The organism is Thioalkalivibrio sp. AKL17 (assembly GCF_000377885.1).
GTDB classification, from domain to species: Bacteria; Pseudomonadota; Gammaproteobacteria; order Ectothiorhodospirales; family Ectothiorhodospiraceae; genus Thioalkalivibrio; species Thioalkalivibrio halophilus.
Window position 1 is genome coordinate 112,863 of sequence record NZ_KB898768.1, and the last position, 20,635, is coordinate 133,497.

General features: G+C 67.5%; 18 protein-coding genes. 10 read left to right on the forward strand and 8 right to left on the reverse strand.

The genetic code is table 11. The features are described 5' to 3' along the window. Positions 1–55: 55 nt before the first annotated feature. Positions 56–829 carry a sulfotransferase family protein gene (locus D577_RS0110670; RefSeq protein ID WP_018947462.1) on the forward strand — a complete coding sequence of 258 codons (774 nt, stop codon included), beginning with the start codon at positions 56–58 and terminating at the stop codon, positions 827–829. On the opposite strand, the gene D577_RS0110675 is transcribed toward D577_RS0110670, so the two are convergent. The 3 genes from D577_RS0110675 to D577_RS0110685 form a co-directional block, all read right to left on the reverse strand. Next, positions 818–1,576, reverse strand: coding sequence for a hypothetical protein (locus D577_RS0110675; protein WP_018947463.1), 759 nt, complete (start codon positions 1,574–1,576; stop codon positions 818–820). The two genes, D577_RS0110670 and D577_RS0110675, sit on opposite strands and share 12 nt — an antisense overlap. A gap of 3 nt (positions 1,577–1,579) precedes the next feature. Beyond that, a complete protein-coding gene (locus D577_RS14425; protein ID WP_018947464.1) occupies positions 1,580–2,374 on the reverse strand; it encodes a phosphotransferase in 795 nt (264 codons plus the stop codon). A gap of 242 nt (positions 2,375–2,616) precedes the next feature. After that, on the reverse strand, positions 2,617–3,747 hold the full coding sequence (locus D577_RS0110685; protein WP_026289017.1) for a glycosyltransferase: 1,131 nt from the start codon (positions 3,745–3,747) through the stop codon (positions 2,617–2,619). A 177-nt stretch (positions 3,748–3,924) separates the two neighbouring features. Here D577_RS0110685 and D577_RS0110690 point away from each other — a divergent pair, with 177 nt between their 5' ends. From D577_RS0110690 to D577_RS0110715, 6 genes are read left to right on the forward strand one after another with little or no spacing between them, the layout of a single operon-like run. Then, on the forward strand, positions 3,925–5,319 hold the full coding sequence (locus D577_RS0110690; protein ID WP_018947466.1) for an O-antigen ligase: 1,395 nt from the start codon (positions 3,925–3,927) through the stop codon (positions 5,317–5,319). Continuing rightward, positions 5,319–6,059, forward strand: a complete 741-nt coding sequence (locus D577_RS0110695) for a 3-deoxy-D-manno-octulosonic acid kinase (RefSeq protein ID WP_081618827.1) — start codon at positions 5,319–5,321, stop codon at positions 6,057–6,059. The genes D577_RS0110690 and D577_RS0110695 overlap by 1 nt, the downstream gene beginning before the upstream one ends. Further along, entirely contained in the window at positions 6,056–7,198 is a 1,143-nt protein-coding gene (locus D577_RS0110700; RefSeq protein WP_018947468.1) for a glycosyltransferase, read from the forward strand. Before D577_RS0110695 ends, D577_RS0110700 begins: the two co-directional genes overlap by 4 nt. Continuing rightward, the gene (locus D577_RS0110705) at positions 7,195–7,797 is read left to right on the forward strand and encodes a hypothetical protein (protein WP_018947469.1); all 603 of its coding nucleotides are present in this window, start codon (positions 7,195–7,197) and stop codon (positions 7,795–7,797) included. Before D577_RS0110700 ends, D577_RS0110705 begins: the two co-directional genes overlap by 4 nt. 49 nt (positions 7,798–7,846) lie before the next feature. Next, positions 7,847–8,527, forward strand: coding sequence for a sulfotransferase family 2 domain-containing protein (locus D577_RS0110710; RefSeq protein WP_018947470.1), 681 nt, complete (start codon positions 7,847–7,849; stop codon positions 8,525–8,527). Next, positions 8,502–9,785 (forward strand): hypothetical protein, encoded by a 1,284-nt coding sequence (locus D577_RS0110715; protein ID WP_018947471.1) that lies wholly within the window; start codon positions 8,502–8,504, stop codon positions 9,783–9,785. Before D577_RS0110710 ends, D577_RS0110715 begins: the two co-directional genes overlap by 26 nt. 21 nt (positions 9,786–9,806) lie before the next feature. Here the strand turns inward: D577_RS0110715 and D577_RS0110720 are convergent, their stop codons facing one another. Genes D577_RS0110720 through glnE form a run of 5 tightly spaced genes read right to left on the reverse strand, consistent with a single transcriptional unit; the run spans position 9,807 to position 16,275 of the window. Beyond that, positions 9,807–10,616 carry a sulfotransferase gene (locus D577_RS0110720; RefSeq protein WP_018947472.1) on the reverse strand — a complete coding sequence of 270 codons (810 nt, stop codon included), beginning with the start codon at positions 10,614–10,616 and terminating at the stop codon, positions 9,807–9,809. 25 nt (positions 10,617–10,641) lie between these two features. Then, positions 10,642–12,066, reverse strand: coding sequence for a bifunctional D-glycero-beta-D-manno-heptose-7-phosphate kinase/D-glycero-beta-D-manno-heptose 1-phosphate adenylyltransferase HldE (gene hldE / locus D577_RS0110725; RefSeq protein WP_018947473.1), 1,425 nt, complete (start codon positions 12,064–12,066; stop codon positions 10,642–10,644). A gap of 50 nt (positions 12,067–12,116) precedes the next feature. Next, a complete protein-coding gene (locus tag D577_RS0110730) occupies positions 12,117–12,344 on the reverse strand; it encodes a zinc-finger domain-containing protein (protein ID WP_018947474.1) in 228 nt (75 codons plus the stop codon). A gap of 35 nt (positions 12,345–12,379) precedes the next feature. After that, complete coding sequence (locus tag D577_RS0110735) at positions 12,380–13,300, reverse strand: branched-chain amino acid transaminase (protein ID WP_018947475.1); 921 nt, start codon at positions 13,298–13,300, stop codon at positions 12,380–12,382. Between the two features lie 35 nt (positions 13,301–13,335). Beyond that, a complete protein-coding gene (glnE, locus tag D577_RS0110740) occupies positions 13,336–16,275 on the reverse strand; it encodes a bifunctional [glutamate--ammonia ligase]-adenylyl-L-tyrosine phosphorylase/[glutamate--ammonia-ligase] adenylyltransferase (RefSeq protein ID WP_018947476.1) in 2,940 nt (979 codons plus the stop codon). Positions 16,276–16,442: 167 nt separating this feature from the next. Between glnE and D577_RS0110745 the strand changes: the two genes are divergently transcribed. From D577_RS0110745 to D577_RS0110755, 3 genes are all read left to right on the forward strand, one after another. After that, positions 16,443–17,498, forward strand: a complete 1,056-nt coding sequence (locus D577_RS0110745) for a Fe(3+) ABC transporter substrate-binding protein (RefSeq protein ID WP_018947477.1) — start codon at positions 16,443–16,445, stop codon at positions 17,496–17,498. Between the two features lie 153 nt (positions 17,499–17,651). Next, positions 17,652–19,451: an iron ABC transporter permease gene (locus D577_RS0110750; protein ID WP_018947478.1), complete on the forward strand. Its 1,800-nt coding sequence runs from the start codon at positions 17,652–17,654 to the stop codon at positions 19,449–19,451. Beyond that, complete coding sequence (locus D577_RS0110755; protein WP_018947479.1) at positions 19,451–20,536, forward strand: ABC transporter ATP-binding protein; 1,086 nt, start codon at positions 19,451–19,453, stop codon at positions 20,534–20,536. The genes D577_RS0110750 and D577_RS0110755 overlap by 1 nt, the downstream gene beginning before the upstream one ends. Positions 20,537–20,635 lie beyond the last annotated feature (99 nt).

The following is a 20,635-nucleotide window of genomic DNA, read 5'->3' on the forward strand; positions in this document are numbered from 1 at the left end:
TTAAGGAAACCAGGCCACGTGGAGGCCGGGCCTGCTGTGCTATATTTCGATCGCCATGCACCTGCGCCGCACCCTCGACGAAAGGTTCAACCCCCTGCTGTCCGGTCTCGACGGCCGGGTTGCGCGCCACCGCGTCAATCCGCGCATCCTGATATCGACCTCGAGCCGGTTCGTCTTCTATCGCATCCCCAAGGCCGGTCATTCCACTGTCGGCAACACCCTGCTTAACCACGACCCGGGCATTTCGCAGGATCAGCGCGACGCGATCCGGGGGCGGGGTGACAAGATCGGCGGCTACCACCATCCAAGGGAGGTCGGCATCCGCGTCAGCCGCGAGGCCTGGCGCCACTACTTCCTGTTCACGTTTGTTCGCAACCCGTTTCACCGCACCCTGTCAGCCTACCTCGACAAGGTCGTCCGCGGCCGCCCGCCAGCCAGAAAACACCTCGGCGCCGGGCAATATTCGTCAGCTCCGGACGAGGAGCCGCCCGGTTTTGCGGATTTCCTTGCACGCCTGGAGCAGGGCGATCTCTATCGCGGCCCACACTGGGCCCCGCAGGTGGCGCTCCTGCCGCGAGACCGCCGGCGTCTCGACCATGTCGGGCACCTGGAACGGATCGATGAAGACCTTCCGGAACTGCTGCACCGTCTTTTCGACGTCCGGGACAACCCCGAGATCGCCAACTGGGATCCGCATCGCACCGATTCGACTCAAAGGCTCGCGGAATATTATGACGGAAGGTCCATCGACCGTATCCGCCGTCTGTATCGCGAGGATTTCGATGCCTTTGGTTACAGCTTCGATCCGGATCGTTCCTCACCGGCCTGACATCACGGACAAGCCCTTCAGCGCCCGAGCAGTCTCCTGCACCGCGGACTCGACATCACCGGAGGCGTCGATATCGACCACCGGTATGCCACGCGTCCCCAGCGCCTCGCCGGCCAGCTCTCCGATCTCGAACGCCCGTTCCACCATGGCGTTGAAACGCGTCACATCGGGGTTCCGGGTCCGAAGCCGGGCCTGAATCTCCGCGCTCGAGGCCCGGACACGCACGACGGCCGCCGGCGCCGGCATCCGCCGATAGTATTCACGTGTTCGAGCCACATCCATGCCCTGCCCCAGGCTGATTCCCCGCTGTGCCAGGCCCTCGTCGAAAACCACCGCTCCCTGACCATGCAGGCTGTCCGCCACCCACGCCTGAGCCGCGCTGAACGCAAAACTCCGGAGGCGTTCCAGAGCGAGGGCCTCCGGGATTTCCGGGTCCGGGGTCCCGAGCGCACCACGCAGAAATTCCGGCCAGGGCCCGGGTGCGTCTCGCAAGGCGCGCAGGGCATGACGGATCATCTCCTTCTCCAGCCTGGGACGCATCCAGCGCCGCAGACCCTTGCGGGCATACAGGATCGATTCCAGATTCCGGGTCACGGCGTTCGGTCGCTTGCGCTGGTGTTCGGCCCACAGCGGCAGCCACTGGGGCGCGTGCAGCGCGGGCAGGCCGGGAGCTCGATCGTCCTGCAGACGGCGCACCACCGTCGTCTTGCCCACGCCCGGCGGGCCCATGAATTCGATTCTCAGCACGGATTACTCCCAGCCGCAGTCGGCGCGCAGCTTTTCGCAGGCCCCGATGAATTTCTCCCGACGCTTGCGCGAGGACGCCCGGGCGAACTGCGGACGAAACGCATGGGCCATGGCCATTGCCAGCAACGCACCCTCACGCCCCTCGGGGTCCCAGGTCTGCCCCGCGGCGGCCCAGATCTCGGCCAGTGCCGTATCAAAATGCCCTGCCAGAAAGGCACGCCGCAGAGACTGATTGACCGCGGCCGAACCACGCAACAGGGACAGGGCGTCAAAAAAGAAAGGCACCGACTGCACCCGCTCCAGATCGATCAGCGTTACCGAACCATCGGGCAGTACGAACACGTTGCCGTTGTGGCAATCCGCATGACTCGCGAGCAGCGGGCAGCCCTGCAACAGGGGTTCCCAGCGAGACCGGTGACCTTCAACTGCCCGGGAAAGCCAGTGCGGCAGGGTCCAGCGATCGAGCTCCTGCCGGACCGGATCCAGGTCGAACCGGCCCTCCCATCGGCGGGCATGCACGCCGCACATCCGCAGCAGGTCGCGATAGGCCGATTCCCAAACCGTCTCGGGAGCCTCGCGGATCGGCGTGCCCTCCACAAAGGATTCGCTTACGCCGGCGAACCCCCGCGGAAGGTCCGCCGCCGGTTCCAGCCGCGGGCACCGATACGCCGAGGACAGCCAGCGCGCATTTTCCAGCAAGCGCTGCACGCGTTCGGCATCCCGCGTGACCCGTAAAACCCGGCGGCGCGAGCGCTCCACCAACAGGGTCCAGTCGCCTCGAGCGATCAGGGTGTCCATACCCGGCTCTCCCCCCTCCGCCCGGACCGTCACATGGACCGGAGAACGAACCTGCCCGCCCTGGCCGGGCAACAAGGTATCCCGCAGATGCTGCTGGTAGGCATCCGGTTCCCCCTCCGCCCCTGCAGGCAGCCATGCCAGCGATCCCTGCAGCCACCACTCGCCAGGCACAAGACAGTGCTCCAGCGCCCGCAATAGTCCGACTACCCGACGCCGCTCTTTCCAGCCTCGCCAGGACATCCTCATGCGGCCTGCCCCGTTTGAAGGCGTTGAAGCCCGAAAAAGTCCAGGTAGGCAGCGGCCGCGGTTTCCGCACGGAACCGATCTACGGCCTCGTCCCGATCAAAAACAGGCCCGTCGCCCCGCAGGACTCGATCCAGTCCCTCGGCCAGCGCCTCCGGATCCTTCATCGGTACCAGGACCCCGTAGCGCCCGTCAGCCAGGATCTCCCGTGGACCGCTGGGGCAATCCGTCGAGACCACGGGAACGCCAAGCCCCAGTGCCTCCATGACCACGTTCACCAGTCCTTCCCAGCGGGACGACAGGGCAAACACGTCGGCCCGGGCCATCCAGGCGTACGGATTGGCGGCAAACCCGGGGAAGTCGACATGCTCCGCGATGCCCAGCTCACGGGCGAGTGCCTCCAGCTGCTCCTGTTCGCGACCCTTGCCGACGATGATCAGACGTGCCTCGCGCCGTTCGCGTAAGCGGGCGAAGGCTCGCAGCAGCGTCGGATAGTCCTTTTGCGGGACCAGACGGCCGGCCGACATAATCACCGGCACCGCGGAATCCTCGGCAAGCCACGGGTGGTCCACCGGCTCCCCGGCCCTCTCCAGGGTGCCCGATGCAACGGACCCGCTATAGATCCGTTGTACGTCCACTCCCTTCAGCCCGACGTTTTCGACCAGGTCCCGGCGCACCCCGTCGGACACGGCAATCACCCCGTGAGAACGCGGGTACCAGCGGCGAATCTGGCGGAACTTCTGTTCCCGCCGTCGCGGTTCCGCGGCAAGCTTTTCGGATTCACCAAACGTGTTGGGAACGCTCAGGAACCGCTTCGCCCCCGTTTCCGGCAGCATCCCCGCCTGAGCCAGGATCACGTTGGTGATGTGATTGACCGACAGGACAACGGCCGGGCGCCGCCGCCGCATGTACCGCCACAGGGCGAACGCTGTCGCAAGCTTCCCCCGGGTCCCCAGATGAACGCAGGCCACCGATTCCGGCATTTCGTCCGGATAGAACATCTCACCGTCGCGAAAGGTCACCAGCTCCACGGACCAGCCATCCCTGGTCCAGACGTGGATCTGGTTCATCAATCGCCGGTAGGTCCCGCCCCACGGCCGAAACATCCCGAACAGGACGATATCTGGCATGTTGTCCCCGCCCATATGTCCGGAGCCGGACTCCAGGACACGTGAATTCCGCCGCCATGATACAGCGGCCGACCGCTCAGGGCCCGCCTCCGGCTCCAGCGACGCCCCCTGCGCCCCACGGGAAACACTGGCAAAATACCACCCTCTGAGCCCCCCCTTGGCAAAGTCGGCCCATCCATGATGAACATCCATGCCCCTGCATCCAGCCGAACCTTCCTGCCCGGGGATGCCCTCAGCCTCTGGGCCGCCGGAGCCCTCTATGCGGGTGCGTTCGTGGCCCCCCTGTCCATCTCTCTGGGACAGGCCTTCCAGCTGCTCCTCCTGATCCTCGGAGTCCTTTTCGTGCGCCGTAACTGGTCACACCTGAGAGGATCCCCGCTGATCTGGCTGCCTGTCGCTTTTGCCGTTTACGTGGTCCTGCGGACGGCATTTGCAGCCCTGTTCGAACGCCCGGATCTCGCCACCTCACACTGGGACGAGATGACCACCTGGATGAAGACCGCGATCGTACCCGTGATGATCTACGGCCTCGCCCTGGCTGCCACTGGAAACTGGCTCCGCCATGGTCTGGTCACAGTAGCCCTGCTGCTGGCCGGTTACTGTATCTATCTGGCAATGCACATCTCGCCCGCGGACCTGGTGGCAGCCCTCCAGACCACCGGCCGGTACAACATGGAACTGGGGTTCCGGTCCTCGGCCATCAAGCTCCCGGCCATCATTACAGCCCTCGTAATCACCACCGTGTTCTTTTTCGCCACCCTGTCGTCTGCGCCATCCCGAACGCGCTGGTCCCTTCTGCTCGGTGGCAGCCTGATTTCTCTGGCACTTCTTGCTTTTTTCATCGCCTCGATCATCGCAACCAAGAGCCGTAATGGCTGGCTCACACTGGCGATCGCGCTGGTTGCGGTACTTGCATTGAGTATCTGGGCATATCGCAGAGACCTCCATCGCATTCGGGGAGCACTGCTGGGCGCGATGGTGGCGATGCTGCTCGCCGCCGGCACTCTGGCCACCTTCAGCTGGGACCACATCAGTGAACGCTGGGGACAGACAGCCGATACCGTACAGCAGACGATTGCCCTGCCTTTCCACGGGAACATCGAGGAACTGGAGCGCGATTCCGTGGGCGTCCGGGTCGTCTACTGGGCATTTGCCTGGGAACGTTTCCTCGAGCGTCCTCTGGTGGGGCGGGGTGCCGCCGACCAGCGCCACCTGACGGAAGAATTCCCGATTCCGCCCCAACTTGAGGATCGCGACGACACCTTCCACAACTCCCATCTCGACATCCTGGTCCGTTTCGGCCTTGTCGGGTACGGCATGATCGCCGTCTTCACGATGATCCTTGCCGTAGCCGCGTGGCGCATGCTCGGCATGGCGGGGAGCACTCGTGCGATCGGAATCTACACCCTGGCCTTCCTGCCGGCGCTGTTTTTCTGGGCCATGAATGCCCAAATCCTGCATCGATATACCATGGAGCACTTCTACGGTCCGATCCTGGCTCTGCCCTTTGCATTCGCAATCTCGAGGATACTGACCAGGAACAAACCCGAGTCACCCGGACAATCATCGTGATGCGTACTTTTTCCGGGACACCGGGACAATGGAATACGCATCCGGGTGTCGGGCATTGCCACATCCTGTCCGACCCCGGAATGCTCCGGGAGTGCAATAACGACCTGTTCGACCCCGAGGCATTGCGGGCACGAGGTCAGTGGACCGGCAGCAGCAGCGGCCGACGGGCGGCCCACTTCCTGCATCACGAGGGGCGCGACTGGGTCCTGCGCCATTACTGGCGGGGCGGACTGATGGCCCGGGTTGCCACGGATACCTACCTGTGGGCCGGGCTGGAACGCAGCCGGCCGGTGCGCGAGTGGCGCCTGCTGGCGCAACTGCACGAACTGGGTCTGCCGGTCCCGCGTCCGGGGGCCGCACGGGTCTGCCGCCACGGGCCGGTGTATCGTGGCGATCTGCTGAGCGAACGCATCCCGGACAGCCACCCGCTGGACGAATGGATCGGGGATGGAAAGGACGCGCCCGAATTGTGGGACGCAATCGGCCGGGTGATCGCCCGGTTCCACGCCCATGGCGCCTGGCATGCGGATCTCAACGCCCGCAACATCCTGATCCAGGGCAACGGGCAGGTCTGGCTGATCGACTGGGACCGGGGCCGGATCGGCTACCATCGTGCGCTTCAGGACAACCTGTCGCGTCTGCGGCGTTCGCTGGACAAATGGGCGGCGACCCGCGAACGCGGCGCCCTCGGCTGGCCGCACCTGCTTCAGGCCTACAACGAGGAACGGAAACCGGCATGACAACCCCGCGGCTGGCCGTACTCGTTTCCTACACCGGGGATGGCGGCGTCGAAAAGATGATGAACCATCTGCTGCGCGGGTTCGTGGATGCCGGCGTGCAGGTGGACCTGCTGCTGCTGAAGGCCCGCGGCGGCCATGTGGAAGGCATTCCGGCAGAGGTCAATGTGATCCGGCTGGATGCGCGCACCTCCCTGCTGGCACTGCCCGCGGTCACCCGCTACGTGCGTCGCCAGCGCCCCGACGCGTTGCTGGCAGCCAAGGATCGCGCCGGCCGCGTGGCCCTGCGCGCGCGCCGGCTGGCACGGGTCCCGACGCGGATCGTTCTGCGGATGGGGATGCACCTCAGCGGCTCGCTGGCCGACAAGACCGCCCTGCAGCGATGGCTGCGTTACCGCCCCGTCCGGCGACTGTACCCGCTGGCGGATGCCATCGTTGCCGTGGCGCCGCCGGTGGCCGACGACCTCGCCCGCATCGGGGGCATCCCGTCGGAGCGTTTCCGCGTGATCGCCAACCCGGTGATCTCGCCATCCCTGAGTGCCAGGGCCGAAGAAGCCGCGGAGCATCCGTGGCTGGAAGCGGCCACACGGAGCGAAACACCGGTGATCCTGGCGGTAGGCCGACTGCGACCGCAAAAGGATTTCGCTACCCTCCTGCGGGCCTTCGCGCTGCTGCATGCCCGGCGACCCTGCCGGCTCATCATCCTGGGGGAAGGACCGGAGCGGGACCGCCTGCAGGGCCTGACGCGCGAACTGGGCATCGCCGACCATGTGGATCTGGCGGGCTTCCGCTCCAATCCGTATCCGCTGATGCGCGCTGCCAGCCTGTTCGTGCTGTCATCCCGCTTCGAGGGATCGCCCAATGTCCTGGTCGAAGCCATGGCGCTCGGGACACCGGTGGTGGCCACCGACTGCCCGAGCGGTCCGCGCGACATCCTCGCCGGGGGCCGCCTCGGCCCGCTCGTCCCGATGGGCGATACCTCCGCGCTGGCCGAAGGGATGGCCCGCGGGCTGGAGGCACCCATCGAACCGGGGCTGCTGCAACAGGCCGTCGCCAACTACACCGTCGAAACGAGCGCCCGCGCCTATCTGGAGGCGCTGGGCATCGCGCCAACGACCAATCCGGAAACACACACCCCATGAAACCGCCCGTCCTCGTCGACCTGCCCACCCGGGAACTCCGGCGCTACCTCGCCAAGCGCGATCCGGCATCCAAGGCCCGGTTTTTCCTGGACGGGCTGTTCCTGCCCCGCCGCGTGCGTCGCGGGCAGTGGCACCGGCGGACCGAACCCTTCGACCTGCACCCGATCTACGCCCTGCTGGAACATCTACTGGACGAAGAACGCAGCCGCTCCGAACACATCGAGGCGCTGCATCGCTACTATCGGGCCCGTGGAAAAACCGAGGACCAGGCCGAAGAGAAGATCGCGCGCTCACTGGACAAGTACCTCGAGCGGTACCGTGGCCTCGCCCGCAACATGGCGGAGAACGGATACGTCGCCGGTCTGGGCAAGGACGAGATCGGCGTGGCCATCGGCCCGGAGGGCGAATTCATCAAGGTGGCGAACGGCAACCATCGGCTGGCGGTGGCCCGTCTGGCCGGGGTATCGCAGGTCGTCGGAGAGATCCAGTTCGTGCACCGCGACTGGCTGCGCCGCCAGTCCTCGCGGCGGGACGCCGACGAGGCCGTACTCCATGCCCTGCGCTCACTGAACGCGCGGCGCAACCCCGCGGACTCCTGAAGCGCCCGCGGTTACAATGCCGCGACCGTTCGCAGCCGAACCCCGATTTATGCTGATTTCCTATCGCAAGAATTTCCTGTTCGTGCACATCGCCAAGACGGGCGGGACCAGCATCCGGGCGGCGCTGCGGCCGTATCGCTGGGGCGGCTGGTACAGCATTCCGCTGTGGGCGGCCAGCCAGGTCAGTCAGCTGACCCGGCCGCGGCACAAGCTGGGGCTGAAGTTTCCGCGGCACGCGAAGGCGATCGCGGCGAAGGAGATGCTGCCGGAGCCGGTCTACCGCGAGCTGTTCAAGTGCGCGATCGTGCGCAATCCCTGGGATCTGCAGGTGAGCTCCTGGCACCACATCCAGCGGGAGAAGCCCCAAGTACTGGAGGGCACAAGCACCTTCGGCGATTTCCTGCGGCTGAAATTCGACCCCGAACGGCCGTACGACTACATGCTGGACACCTCGGCGGAGCTGCAGCACGAATACATCGTGGATCTGCAGGGGCGGGTGATCGTGGATTTCATCGGCCGCTACGAGAACCTGCACGAGGATTTCGCCACGATCTGTCAGCGCATCGGGATCCCGACGCCCGAACTCCCGCATCTGCGCCGCGCCAGCGAACGCGACGACTATCGCAGTTACTACGACGACACCCTGGCGGAGATGGTGGCGCAGCATTACCGCCGCGACCTGGACCTGCTGGGCTACGAATTCGATGCCCCGACTTCCACAAACCGGTGACCGCCCGGAGATCCCGGGCCTCGGGACCCTCGCGCTGGAGGACTGCCTCCACGAGTACCCGGGCAAGCGGCGGATCTTTCGCGCCCGGCTGGCGGACGGCCGTGTGGTGGTCGCCAAGTTCTATCTCGGGCGCATCGCGCAGTGGGCCGAATGGCGCCGTGGCGCCCGCGGGGCACGCCGACTGGAGGCGGCCGGCGTGCCGGCGCCGGCGCTGCACCACGCCGGCTACTGCCCGCAATACCGCGCGTGGCTGCTGGTGCTGGACCTGGTCGAGGCGGATACCCCCTGGCCACCGCCCGGCGGCGATCCCGGGCACGAGGCCCATGCCCGGCTGCTGACCACCCTGGCCGAACACCACCGCGCCGGCGTCGTGCAGAACGATCTCAACTGGCTGAACTTCATCCCCCGCGACGGAAAGCTGTACGCGATCGACGGGGACCGGGTACGCCAGCGTGGAGCCGCCCTCGGACGGCGAGCCGCCCTGCGCCACCTGCAGCGGCTGTACGCGTCCAAGACCCGCGTGCCCGAGGCGCGCATCCGCGAGGGCTTCCGGCGCTACCACGAGCTGCGCGGCTGGGACGCGAGCGAGGCCGAGCTGGAGCGTTTCCTGCGGGCACTGCGCCACGCCCGCGTCCGCCACGCCCGCCGGGTTGCGCACCGCGCGGCACGGGGCTGGAAACACTATCCGCGCTTTCGCAGCGACGACCTCGGGATCATCCACGACCGGCGCAGCATCACCCGTGAGCAGGCCGGCGAGATCGCCCGCCAGCTGTACGCGGCCGGCGAGCTACCCGAGACCCCGGCGAACAACGAGCTGCGGGCCCGACGCATCGACGCCCCCTGGCAGACCCTGCCTGCCCTGCTGCGCCCGGCCCTCACCCGCCGGGTCGCGCGTCGGGTCTGGAGCCATGCGCTCACCCTCCGGCGGCTGGGGTTGGCGGTGCCGCGGCCGGTGGCGGTGGTCGCTGCGGATTGCGGCATGATCTGGCTGGTCCAGGAGGCGATCCCGGACATGCACCCGCTGACGGACGGCGGCCCTCCGCCCGGTCCGGAAGCGGCCGAGACGCTGTGGGCGGGTCTGCGGGACTACGGGATCCGGTTCCGCGGGCGGGATCCGCGCATGCTGGGCAGCGACGGCCGGAACCTGTGGATCCTCGATCCGCTGCCGCTGGCCTTTGCCCGGCCGAGGGCGCGCGGCTTTCTGCGTGCCGCGCAGCACGACCGGGAGTGGCTGCTGCGGGTCGGCGAGGCGCGCTGACCGGCCGCGGACGCGGGTGCGTCAGTCCAGACCCCAGCGACGCTCCTTGGCGTCGTTGGCGACCCGTCCGGGCCAGGCGATCACGTTCTGGATGCGCTGCATGTACGGCGGAATCACCTGCTTCCAGGCATCGTCCGGCCAGATCACGCTGCCCTCGGTCTTGCGGAAGACATCCGCCGAGCCGATGTTGTGATGCGCCATCTCCGCCCAGGAGTCGAGCTGCGGGCGCTCGAACTCCAGCCCCAGACGCTCCATCAGCTTCGGCAGCTGGTCCTCGGGGTCGTAGGCCAGCTTCTCGTAGTTCACCACGATGTGCGGCTCGTTGCGCAGCAGGTGGTACAGCCGCAGCGAGCGATGGGAATAGGAGAAGGTGGGGAGGTAGTTCTGCTGCTTGCGCTTGCGCAGCGACTGCGCCCGCCCGCGCGGGTCGCGCAGCACGTGGATGGGCACCACTTCGATGTCCGGGGCGGCCATCAGCCGGCGCAGGCGCTGCACCGACTTGGAATTGTCGGTCACGAACGGGACCCCGCTGACCTCGGAGACCACCTCGAACAACGTGCGGTTGTGCTCGTTGAAACGGGCCGGGTCGCGCGCATGCACGTCCAGGGTCTCCAGGTTGCAGCCCAGGCGCTCCTCCAGCCGGGCGTTGACCGCCGACCAGAAGTCGCAGGCCCAGAAGCTGGGCGCGCCGCAGGGGCAGGGATGCTTGCGCGCGTAATGCGCCAGGCGCCGGACCCCGCCCAGCGCGCGCACCTGGCTGTGCGCGTCCAGCAGGATGTCCAGCAGGGTCGAACCGCTGCGGCCCATGCCCACGAGATAGAGTACTTTCATGTGTGGTTTTGCCCCGGAATTCGTCTCAGTAATGGCCCTGTCGGATACGCTCCATCACCGCGCTGGTCGAACAGCCGTCGACGAAATCCAGCACCTCGACCCGGCCGCCGGCCGCAGTGACGGCATCATAACCCGCGATGTCTTCCGGCCTGTAGTCGCCGCCCTTGACCAGCACGTCGGGCAGGATCTCGCCGATCAACTCCGCCGGGGTGTCCTCGGCGAACGGCACTACCCAGTCGACCGCGGCCAGCCCGGCGAGCACGGCCATGCGGCCCTCCAGCGGGGTTACCGGTCGTCCGGCGCCCTTCAGGCGCTGCACCGAGGCGTCATCGTTGACCGCCACCACCAACCGGTCGCCGCGAGCCCGGGCCTGCTCCAGATAGGCCACGTGCCCGGCATGCAGCAGGTCGAAGCAGCCGTTGGTCATCACGATGCGCTCGCCGGCGGCCCGCGCGCGCTCCAGCGCGGCCATCAGCCCGGCGCGGGACAGCACGCCGCGATCGGCGCCCCCCGGCTCGTGCCGCGCCGCACGCAGTTCGTACGGCGAGACCGTCGCGGTGCCCAGCTTCCCGACCACGATCCCGGCGGCGAGGTTGGCCAGATGCATCGCATCCTCCAGCGTCTCGCCGGCCGCCACCGCGGCCGCGAGGGTCGCGATCACCGTGTCGCCGGCACCGGTCACGTCGAACACCTCGCGTGCCCTGGCCGGCTGATGCACCGGCGGCCGGTCGGGACGGAACAGGGTCATGCCCTCCGCCCCGCGCGTGACCAGCAACGCCTCGATACCATGCTCGCGGAGCAGACCGGTGGCCGCGCGCTCCAGCGCCGCCGTGTCCGGACAGGGACCGGCCACGGCCTCCAGTTCCGCGAGATTGGGCGTGACCAGACTGGCGCCGCGGTAGGCGGAGAAATCGGTGCCCTTGGGGTCCACCAGCACCGGGCGGCCGGCGGCCCGCGCCGCGCGGATCAGCGGCTGCGGGTCGCGCAGCGCCCCCTTGGCGTAGTCGGACAGCACCACCACCTGGCAGTCGCTCAGCAACGGTTCGAAATCCGCCATCAGGTCACCGGCCGTGGCGCCGGGGAAACCGTCCTCGAAATCCAGCCGGATCAGCTGCTGATGACGACTGATGACCCGCAGCTTGGTGATGGTCGCGGCCCCCGACCGGCGCCGGAAGTGGCAGCGAACGCCCGCCTCCTCCAGCAATGCGGACAGATCGGACGCGGCCGTGTCGTCCCCGGTCACCCCGACCAGATCGGGACGCCCGCCCAGCGCGGCCAGGTTCAGGGCGACGTTACCGGCCCCGCCCGGACGCTGCTCGATGTCGCGCACGTGCACCACGGGCACCGGCGCCTCCGGCGAGATGCGGTCGGTCGCGCCGTGCCAGTAGCGATCCAGCATCAGATCGCCGGCGACCAGCACGCGGGCCTGATCCAGGGGGGGCAGGGTCATGGTCGTACCTGCGCCCGGGTCCGGGATCGTGCCGGGCCCGGGCGGGGGGATCAGTCGGCGGCGTCTTCGAGGATATAGATCGTGCCGCAATAGGGACACTGGTAGCGCCCGTCCTCGGTCTCGTCGATCGGGATGAACACCCGCGGATGGGAAGCCCACAGGGCCGTGCCGGGCGTCGGGCAGTGCAGCGGGAGATCCCGCTGGGTCACGCGTACCGTCGTCTCGGCATTAGCGGTCGTGTACTGGTCCTGATGGCTGGCGGTATCGGGATTCACCATGGTTCGGGTCTCGCTCCGGGTCGGGGTCGCGCCGTTCAGACGTAGGTCAGCCAGTCCTGATGCCGCGAGTCACGGCCGTGGACCACGTCGAAATAGCGCGACTGCAGCAGTTCGGTGATGGGGCCGCGGCTACCGGTACCGATCGGCCGGTCGTCCACCTCGCGGATCGGGGTGACCTCGGCGGCGGTCCCGGTGAAGAAGGCCTCGTCGGCGATGTAAACCTCGTCGCGGGTGATGCGTTTCTCCACCACGCGGAAGCCCTCCTCGGCCGCCAGTTCGATCACGGTGCGGCGGGTAATGCCGTCCAGCGCCGAAGTCAGGTCCGGCGTGTAGATCACGCCGCCGCTGATGATGAAGATGTTCTCGCCGCTGCCCTCGGCCACGTAGCCCTCGGTGTCCAGCAGCATGGCCTCGTCATATCCGCAGCGGGTGGCCTCCTGCAGGGCCATCATCGAGTTCATGTAATTGCCGTTGGCCTTGGCCTTGCACATGGTCACGTTCACGTGGTGCCGACTGAACGACGAGGTACGGATGCGGATGCCGTTCTCGATGCCGTCGTCGCCGAGGTAGCTGCCCCAGCTCCAGGCCGCCACCATCACGTGCACCTCGAGATTGTCGGCGCGCAGGCCCATGCCTTCGGAACCGAAGAAGGCCATCGGCCGAAGATAGGCGCTCTCGAGATTGTTCTCGGTGATCGCCGCCTGTTGTGCACGGTTCAGACGCTCGGCGGTGAACGGCAGGGTCATGCCGAGGATCTTGGCGGAGTTGAACAGGCGCCGCGTGTGATCCTCGAGACGAAAGATGGCCGGCCCGTGATCGGTGGGATAGGCCCGGACACCCTCGAACACCCCCATCCCGTAGTGCAGGGTGTGGGTCAGAACATGGGTCTTCGCATCCCGCCAGGGCACCATCTCGCCATCCAGCCAGATCACCCCGTCCCGGTCGGCCATCGACATCGCTTGCGTCCTCGGTTTCGTGTTGTTCCGTCGGGTCAGCCGCGGGAAGCAGCATCAACATCGGCATCGCCGAATACGCTCTCCCAGGCACGCATCACCCGCGCGCGCACCGCCTCCAGCTCCGCATCCGGCTGTTCCACGCGGGCGTCGCGCCCGGCAAGGGTCAAACGGTGGATGCGGTTGCGCAGATCGCGGTAGGCATCGGCCAGTTCGCTGCTGAACCCGGCGTCGATCACGCCACTGGCGCCCAGGGCCTCCAGGGTGCGGATCTTGTCCGGGTATTCGCACACTGCCGGATACTCGTGCGCGGCAACCAGAACCCAGTATTGAACCATGAATTCGATATCGGTGATACCGCCACGGTCGCGCTTGAGGTGGAAGCCATCGCCCGGTTTCGACGCGTGCTCGGTCAACATGCGCTGGCGCATCTCCACCACCTCGCGGCGCAGGGCATCGGCATCGCGCGGACGGGTCAGAACCTCCCGGCGCAGGGCGGCGAAGTCCTCGCCGAGCAACCGATCTCCGGCCACGAAGCGCGCCCGCACCAGTGCCTGGTGTTCCCAGGTCCAGGCCGACTCGTCCTGGTAGCGACGGAACGCCTCCAGCCCGGAAACCAGCAAACCGGCCGTACCCGAGGGGCGCAGCCGCGTGTCTACTTCGTACAGCCGCCCGGAGGCGGTGAACGCCCCCAGCAGATGCACCACCCGCTGGGCGACCCGGGCAAAGAACTCGCTGTTGTCGATCACCTTCGGCCCGGCGGTGCGCGCACTGGCGCTGTCATCGCTGTCGTGCAGGAACACCACATCGAGATCCGAACCGTAGCCCAGCTCGAAGCCACCCAGCTTGCCGTAGCCGATGACCGCGAAACGCGCCGGACGGCAGGCGCTGGCATCCTCGCCGCACTGCGGCGCGCCGAAACGCTGCACCATGTGCTCCCAGGCCAGGTGCAGCACCTGTTCCAGCAGCACCTCCGCCAGCCAGGTCAGATGATCCGAGACCTTCATCAGCGGCAGGAACCCGGTAATGTCGGCCGCCGCCACGCGCAGGGTCTGCACCTGCTTGAACTGGCGCAGGCGGTCCAGCATCTGCTCGTGGTCCTGCCCCGGGAAGCGTGCCAGCTCGTCCTCCAGTTCCGCCTGCAGGCCCTCGCGGTCCGGCGGAGCGTACAGCGCGCGCGGATCCAGCAGTTCGTCCAGCAGCAGGGGATGATGGGTCAGCTGGTCGCTGATCCACGGACTCGCGCCCACCAGGCGCACCAGCTGGGACAGCGCCAGCGGGTTTTCCACCAGCAGCGACAGATACACCGAGCGCCGCGCGATGGTGCGAATCAGCTGCAGCGCCCGCGGCAGGACATCGTCGGGCACGTCCTGCTCGGCGATGGCCCCCAGCAGCAACGGCATCAGCCGGTCGAGACGCTGACGCCCGGTGGTGCTCATCGCCCGCACCCCGGGGCTTTCGCGCAGATCATTGATGCCGGCGAAGGCCGATCCGGGATCGTTGAAGCCGAGTCCGGCCAGCGCCTCACGGGCCTCGTCCTCGTTCAGCGTGCCCATCCACAGCCGCTGGATCTGCTGTTCGCGATCGGCCTCCGGCGAGTCCTCCATGCTTTCTTCGCCGGCCCGCTGCGGGGCAACGAAGACCTGATCGAAATGGGCATGGACCCGGTGCTGTTCGCGTACCAGCGCGGCCTCGAAACTGCCCTCGTCCTCGAACCCCATGGCCAGCGCCAGGCGCGCGCGGTCATCGCCCTCGCGCGGCAGACGGTGGGTCTGCTGGTCGTTGAGCATCTGCAGGCGGTTCTCCACCCGCCGCAGGAAACGATAACCGCGCTCCAGCTGTTCCACCACGTAATCGGGCAGCAGCTCGCGCTCCCCGAGCACCGCCAGCACGCCCAGCAGGTCGCGCCGCTGCAGGGCCTGATCGCGTCCCCCACGGATCAACTGGAAGGCCTGGCCGATGAACTCGATCTCGCGGATCCCGCCCTCGCCGTGCTTGACGTCCTCGAACCGCCCCTTGCGCGCGGACTCGTCGTTGATCATCTGCTTGAGCTGGCGCAGGTTGGCCAGCGAGCCGTAATCCAGGTAACGGCGATAGATGAACGGGCGCAGCCGGCGCATCAGGCGCCCGCCGGCCTCGACGTCCCCGGCGATCACCCGCGCCTTGATCAGCGCGTAGCGTTCCCACTCCCGACCATGGGCCTGGTAGTAATCCTCCATCGCGTCGAAGTGCATCGCCAGGGGGCCGGTATCCCCGAACGGCCGCAGGCGCATGTCGACCCGGTAGCAGAAGCCGTCCGCGGTCACCTCGGACAGCACCGCGATCAGCGCCCGGCCGAGGCGCTGGAAATAGGTCGGGTTGTCCAGCGGCTTCGCGCCGTCGGTCTCGCCATTCTCCTCGAAGGCAAAGATCAGATCGATGTCGGAGGAGAAATTCAGCTCGCCGCCACCCAGCTTGCCCAGCCCCAGCACCACCAGCGACTGCGGCGATCCGTCCTCGGCGCTGCGCGGCTGGCCGTGGCGCTCGCGGTAACGCGTATCCAGCCATCCCAGCGCCGCACCGATCAGGCCATCCGCCAGGCGGCTGAGATCGTGCATGACTTCTTCCAGGTCCGCCGCGCCGGCCAGGTCGCGCCAGCCAATCCGCAGCAGCTCGCGATGGCGCGTCTCGCGCAGCGCCCGACGCAGGCCGTCCTCGTCCTCCGCCGCGTCCACCCGGGCCTGCAGGACTGCATGAAAGTCCGCGTCGTTACAGGCGGGCATGTGCCCCCCGTCGTCCAGCGCCTCGAGCAGATACGCGGGATGGCGCCGGACCGTCTGCGCCAGGTAATGGCTGAAGGCCGGCGGCCGGTGCTCGGCGGGGAGCGAGTCCGGCGGTGGCCCGCCCTGCGCGGGTTCCATTTCTTCCCACAGGCGCCGGATCTCGTCCTCCAGCGCGGCGGGCAGCGGGGCGGGGGTCTGCGGCAGTGGCTTGTCCATGGGTCTCAGATTAGGGAAACACCGATCGATGTGCACGTCCGGGGCGGGCCGCCGCGACAAACAATCCGGATGATGGGACTTGACCACGGAAGATAATACAAATAACAATCGTTCTCGCTTTTATGGCGAATCAACTACAAAAACCAACCGTCTGAGGACCAACGGCCATGCAGACCCGCCCCCTGAACTGGATCATCGGTGCCGCCGCCACGGTGGCCGTCACTCTGCCGCTTGCTGGCTGTGGCCCCGACGCCGATAACGGCGCCGCGGGCGCCGGAGAGGTCAACCTCTATTCCGCACGCCAGGAACAGCTCATCCAGCCGTTGCTGGAAGACTTCACCGACGAGACCGGGATCGAGGTCAATCTGGTGACCGGGGGTGCCGACGCTCTGCTCCAGCGGCTGCGGCAGGAAGGCCGCAATTCGCCCGCCGACGTGTTCATCACCACGGACGCCGGACGTCTGCACCAGGCTCACGCGGCCGGGGTACTCCAGGGGATCGAGAGCGAAACCCTCGAAAACAACGTCCCCGAGCGCTACCGCGACCCGGATGGCGAGTGGTTCGGCCTGTCCATGCGCGCCCGGCCCATCATGTACCACACCGACCGTGTCGACCCGTCCGAGCTGTCGACCTACGAGGCCCTGACCGACGCGCAGTGGGAAGGCCGGATCTGCATCCGTTCTTCCGACAATGTCTACAACCAGTCGCTGGTCGCCTCCATGATCGCCAGCGAGGGCGAAGATGCCGCCCAGCAATGGGTGGAAGGCATCGTGGCCAACATGGCCCGGCGTCCGCAGGGAGGTGACCGCGACCAGATCCGCGCGGCGGCCGACGGCGTGTGCGACATCGCCATCGCCAACACCTACTACCTCGGCATGATGCTGGAAGGCGAAGGGCGTGATCGCGAAGTGGCCGAGCAGATCGGGGTCTTCTGGCCCAATCAGGACGGTCGTGGCACCCACGTGAACATCTCCGGCGCGGGCGTCACGGCCCATGCCCCCAACCAGAAGAACGCGGTCCGGCTGATCGAGTACCTGACATCGGAATCGGCCCAGGAGTGGTACGCCGAAGCCAACCAGGAATACCCGATCCGTGACGATGTCCCGACCAGCGACATCCTCGCCGGTTTCGGCGACTTCGTCTCCGACGACATCGAGCTGTACATCCTGGGCGAAAACAACGCCGAGGCCGTGCGCATCATGGACCGCGGCGGCTGGCGCTGATCCCGCCTGACCCGGAGACCCCTGCAGCGCCCCGACCATGCCCTGGTCGGGGCGCTTGTGTGTGCCCCCCGGAACGCGGCAGTGGCCGTACTCCCCGCAGACTGCGGGGGCACCCATGGAATTCGAAACAAGAACCTTTACTATTTGCACTCCATGACCGATTCCGTCACCAGCACCGGGGCACGCATGCCCGCCTTCCGCCGTCCGCGGCTGCCGCTCAGCCCGTGGTCGCTGGTGGCGGTGATCACCGCGCTGGTCCTCGCCCTGCCGGTGCTGGTGATCTTCGGACACGTGTTCATCCCCGCCGGCGAGGTCTGGGAACACCTGCGCCAGACGGTGCTGGCCGACTATGTCACCAACTCCCTGGTACTGCTGGTCGGGGTGGGGATCGGCGTACTGCTCATCGGCGTGCCGGTGGCCTGGCTGATCAGCATGTGCGAGTTCCCGGGCCGCTCGGTCTTCCAGTGGGCCCTGATGCTGCCGCTGGCGATGCCCGCCTACATCATCGCGTATACCTACACCGGCATGCTCGACTTTTCCGGGCCGGTGCAGGGGCTGATCCGCGAGCTCACGGGGCTGGGCTACGGTGAGTACTGGTTCCCCGAGATCCGCTCGCTGGGCGGCGCCATGGTCATGCTGCTGCTGGTGCTCTACCCCTACGTCTACCTGCTCAGCCGGGCGGCCTTCCTGGAACAGTCGGTCTGCGTGCTGGAGGTCTCGCGCACTCTGGGCGCCGGCCCCTGGGAGGGCTTTCGGCGGGTCGCCCTGCCCCTGGCCCGTCCGGCGATCATCGCCGGGCTGACCCTGGCACTGATGGAGGTACTGGCCGACTACGGCACCGTGGCCTATTTCGGCGTCAGCACGTTCACCACGGGCATCTTCCGCACCTGGTACGGGCTCGGCGACCCGGCCGCAGCCGCCCAGCTGGCGGCCGTGCTGCTGAGCTTCGTGTTCGTGCTGATCCTGCTGGAGCGCTGGTCGCGCGCAAAGGCCCGCTTCCACCACACCAGTCGCCGCTATTCCACGCTGCCGCGCTACCGCCTGCGCGGCTGGAAGGCCTCCGGCGCCTTCCTCGCCTGCCTGCTGCCGGTTCTGTTCGGCTTCCTGATCCCCACGGTGCAGCTGGCCATCTGGGCGTTCCAGACCACCGACCAGTGGATGAATCCGCGTTTCGCCGGACTGGTGTTCAACACCTTCTGGCTGGCCATCGCCGCCGCGATCATCGCGGTCGCGCTGGCCCTCGTGCTCGCCTACGCCCAGCGCATGGAGGGGGGGCGGATCACCCACGTGGCGGTCCGCATCGCCGGCATGGGCTACGCGGTACCGGGCACCGTGATCGCGATCGGCATCATGATCCCGTTCGCGGCCTTCGACAACGCGCTGGACAGTGTCATGCGCGACACCTTCGGCGTCAGCACCGGGCTGCTGCTGTCCGGCACGGTGTTCGCGCTGCTGTTCGCCTACGCCGTGCGCTTCCTCGCGGTGTCGCTGCAGACCGTCGAGGCCGGCCTGGGCAAGATCCAGCCGAGCATGGATGACGCCGCGCGTTCGCTCGGGCTGCACCCGGTCAAGACCCTGTGGCGGGTCCATATGCCGATCATGCGCGGCACGCTGCTGACCGCCCTGCTGCTGGTGTTCGTCGACGTCCTCAAGGAACTGCCGGCGACGCTGATCCTGCGTCCGTTCGACTTCAACACCCTGGCGGTGCGGGCCTTCGAGCTGGCCGGGGACGAGCGCCTGCGGGAGTCCTCCAGCGCGGCGCTCGCCATCGTGCTGGTCGGGCTGGTTCCGGTTATCCTCCTGTCGACGACCATCGGGCGCTCGCGCCCCGGCCAGGGCGCGCCGGCAGACGAACCTGCCGAGGACCCCGGCCGCCGGCCACGTTCGCGAGCACTGGCAGCGCCCGCCGGCGCCACCATGAATCCGTCCGCCGACGAAGCACAGGACCGCTGATGCAGGTACCCCATACACCGCTTCTGGATCTCGACCACATCGACATCGGCTACGACGGACAGCCCGTCGTCCACGACGCGTCACTGCAGCTTCCCGAAGGCCAGATCGGCTGCCTCCTCGGGCCCTCGGGCTGCGGCAAGACGACCCTGCTGCGCGCGATCGCCGGCTTCGAGCCGGTGATGCGCGGTGAGGTCCGCATGAACGGTCGAACGATGAGCGACCCCGGTTTCACCGTGCCTCCGGAAAAGCGCGGCGTGGGCATGGTGTTCCAGGATTTCGCCCTGTTCCCGCATCTGACGGTAGGCGACAACCTGCGCTTCGGCATCCGCCACTGGAGCCGCGCGAAGCAGGACGAACGGGTGCGACAGCTCCTGCGGCTGGTCGGCCTGATCGGCTATGAACCAGGCTATCCACACGCGCTGTCGGGGGGACAGCAACAGCGCGTCGCCCTGGCCCGTGCCCTGGCACCACGCCCGGGCCTGCTGCTTCTGGACGAACCCTTTTCCAGCATGGACGTCGAGCTGCGCGGCGAACTGGCGCGCGAAGTGCGCGAGATCCTGCGCGCGGAGAACACCACGGCGATCCTGGTAACCCACGATCAGAACGAAGCGTTCGCCTTCGCCGACCGCATCGCCGTCATCCACGAGGGGCGCATCGCCCAGCTGGACAGCGCCTACAACCTCTATCACCGGCCGGCCAACCGCTTCGTCGCGGATTTCATCGGCGAAGGCACCCTGATCCCCGGCATGGTGGAACCCGGCAATCAGGTCGACACCGCCCTGGGCCACCTGCAGGGCCCGCTGTCGGAGGACCTCGCCCCCGGCACCGCGGTCGACGTGCTGGTACGCCCGGACGACATCGCCATCGACAACGAGAACGGCGAGGTCCGCACCGAGGTCCTGGACAAGGCCTTCCGCGGCGCGGATTTCCTCTACACCCTGCGCCTGCCCGACGGCCTCAGCGTGCAGTGCATGGCACCGTCGCACGACAACTTCGTGATCGGCGAGCATGTCCGCCTGCGCCTGGATTTCTCCCATCTGGTGGTATTCTCGCGGGAAAGTGGCGTCGACTGCCCCGGCGGCTGACCCCTCCCGCTGAACACCGGGGAGCGGAACCCGCGACCCGCCTTGTCACTCGGAGAAACATGGACCGAACCTGTCGGCAACATTCGGCCGTTGCCCCGT

Bases quoted from the DNA above. Each gene is read 5' to 3' on its own strand.
- D577_RS0110670 (WP_018947462.1), top strand. From the start codon at position 56: ATGCACCTGCGCCGCACCCTCGACGAAAGGTTCAACCCCCTGCTGTCC.
- D577_RS14425 (WP_018947464.1), bottom strand. From the start codon at position 2,374: ATGGACACCCTGATCGCTCGAGGCGACTGGACCCTGTTGGTGGAGCGC.
- D577_RS0110685 (WP_026289017.1), bottom strand. From the start codon at position 3,747: ATGCCAGATATCGTCCTGTTCGGGATGTTTCGGCCGTGGGGCGGGACC.
- D577_RS0110690 (WP_018947466.1), top strand. From the start codon at position 3,925: ATGATGAACATCCATGCCCCTGCATCCAGCCGAACCTTCCTGCCCGGG.
- D577_RS0110695 (WP_081618827.1), top strand. From the start codon at position 5,319: ATGCGTACTTTTTCCGGGACACCGGGACAATGGAATACGCATCCGGGT.
- D577_RS0110700 (WP_018947468.1), top strand. From the start codon at position 6,056: ATGACAACCCCGCGGCTGGCCGTACTCGTTTCCTACACCGGGGATGGC.
- D577_RS0110705 (WP_018947469.1), top strand. From the start codon at position 7,195: ATGAAACCGCCCGTCCTCGTCGACCTGCCCACCCGGGAACTCCGGCGC.
- D577_RS0110710 (WP_018947470.1), top strand. From the start codon at position 7,847: ATGCTGATTTCCTATCGCAAGAATTTCCTGTTCGTGCACATCGCCAAG.
- D577_RS0110715 (WP_018947471.1), top strand. From the start codon at position 8,502: ATGCCCCGACTTCCACAAACCGGTGACCGCCCGGAGATCCCGGGCCTC.
- D577_RS0110720 (WP_018947472.1), bottom strand. From the start codon at position 10,616: ATGAAAGTACTCTATCTCGTGGGCATGGGCCGCAGCGGTTCGACCCTG.
- hldE (WP_018947473.1), bottom strand. From the start codon at position 12,066: ATGACCCTGCCCCCCCTGGATCAGGCCCGCGTGCTGGTCGCCGGCGAT.
- D577_RS0110730 (WP_018947474.1), bottom strand. From the start codon at position 12,344: ATGGTGAATCCCGATACCGCCAGCCATCAGGACCAGTACACGACCGCT.
- D577_RS0110735 (WP_018947475.1), bottom strand. From the start codon at position 13,300: ATGTCGATGGCCGACCGGGACGGGGTGATCTGGCTGGATGGCGAGATG.
- glnE (WP_018947476.1), bottom strand. From the start codon at position 16,275: ATGGACAAGCCACTGCCGCAGACCCCCGCCCCGCTGCCCGCCGCGCTG.
- D577_RS0110745 (WP_018947477.1), top strand. From the start codon at position 16,443: ATGCAGACCCGCCCCCTGAACTGGATCATCGGTGCCGCCGCCACGGTG.
- D577_RS0110750 (WP_018947478.1), top strand. From the start codon at position 17,652: ATGACCGATTCCGTCACCAGCACCGGGGCACGCATGCCCGCCTTCCGC.
- D577_RS0110755 (WP_018947479.1), top strand. From the start codon at position 19,451: ATGCAGGTACCCCATACACCGCTTCTGGATCTCGACCACATCGACATC.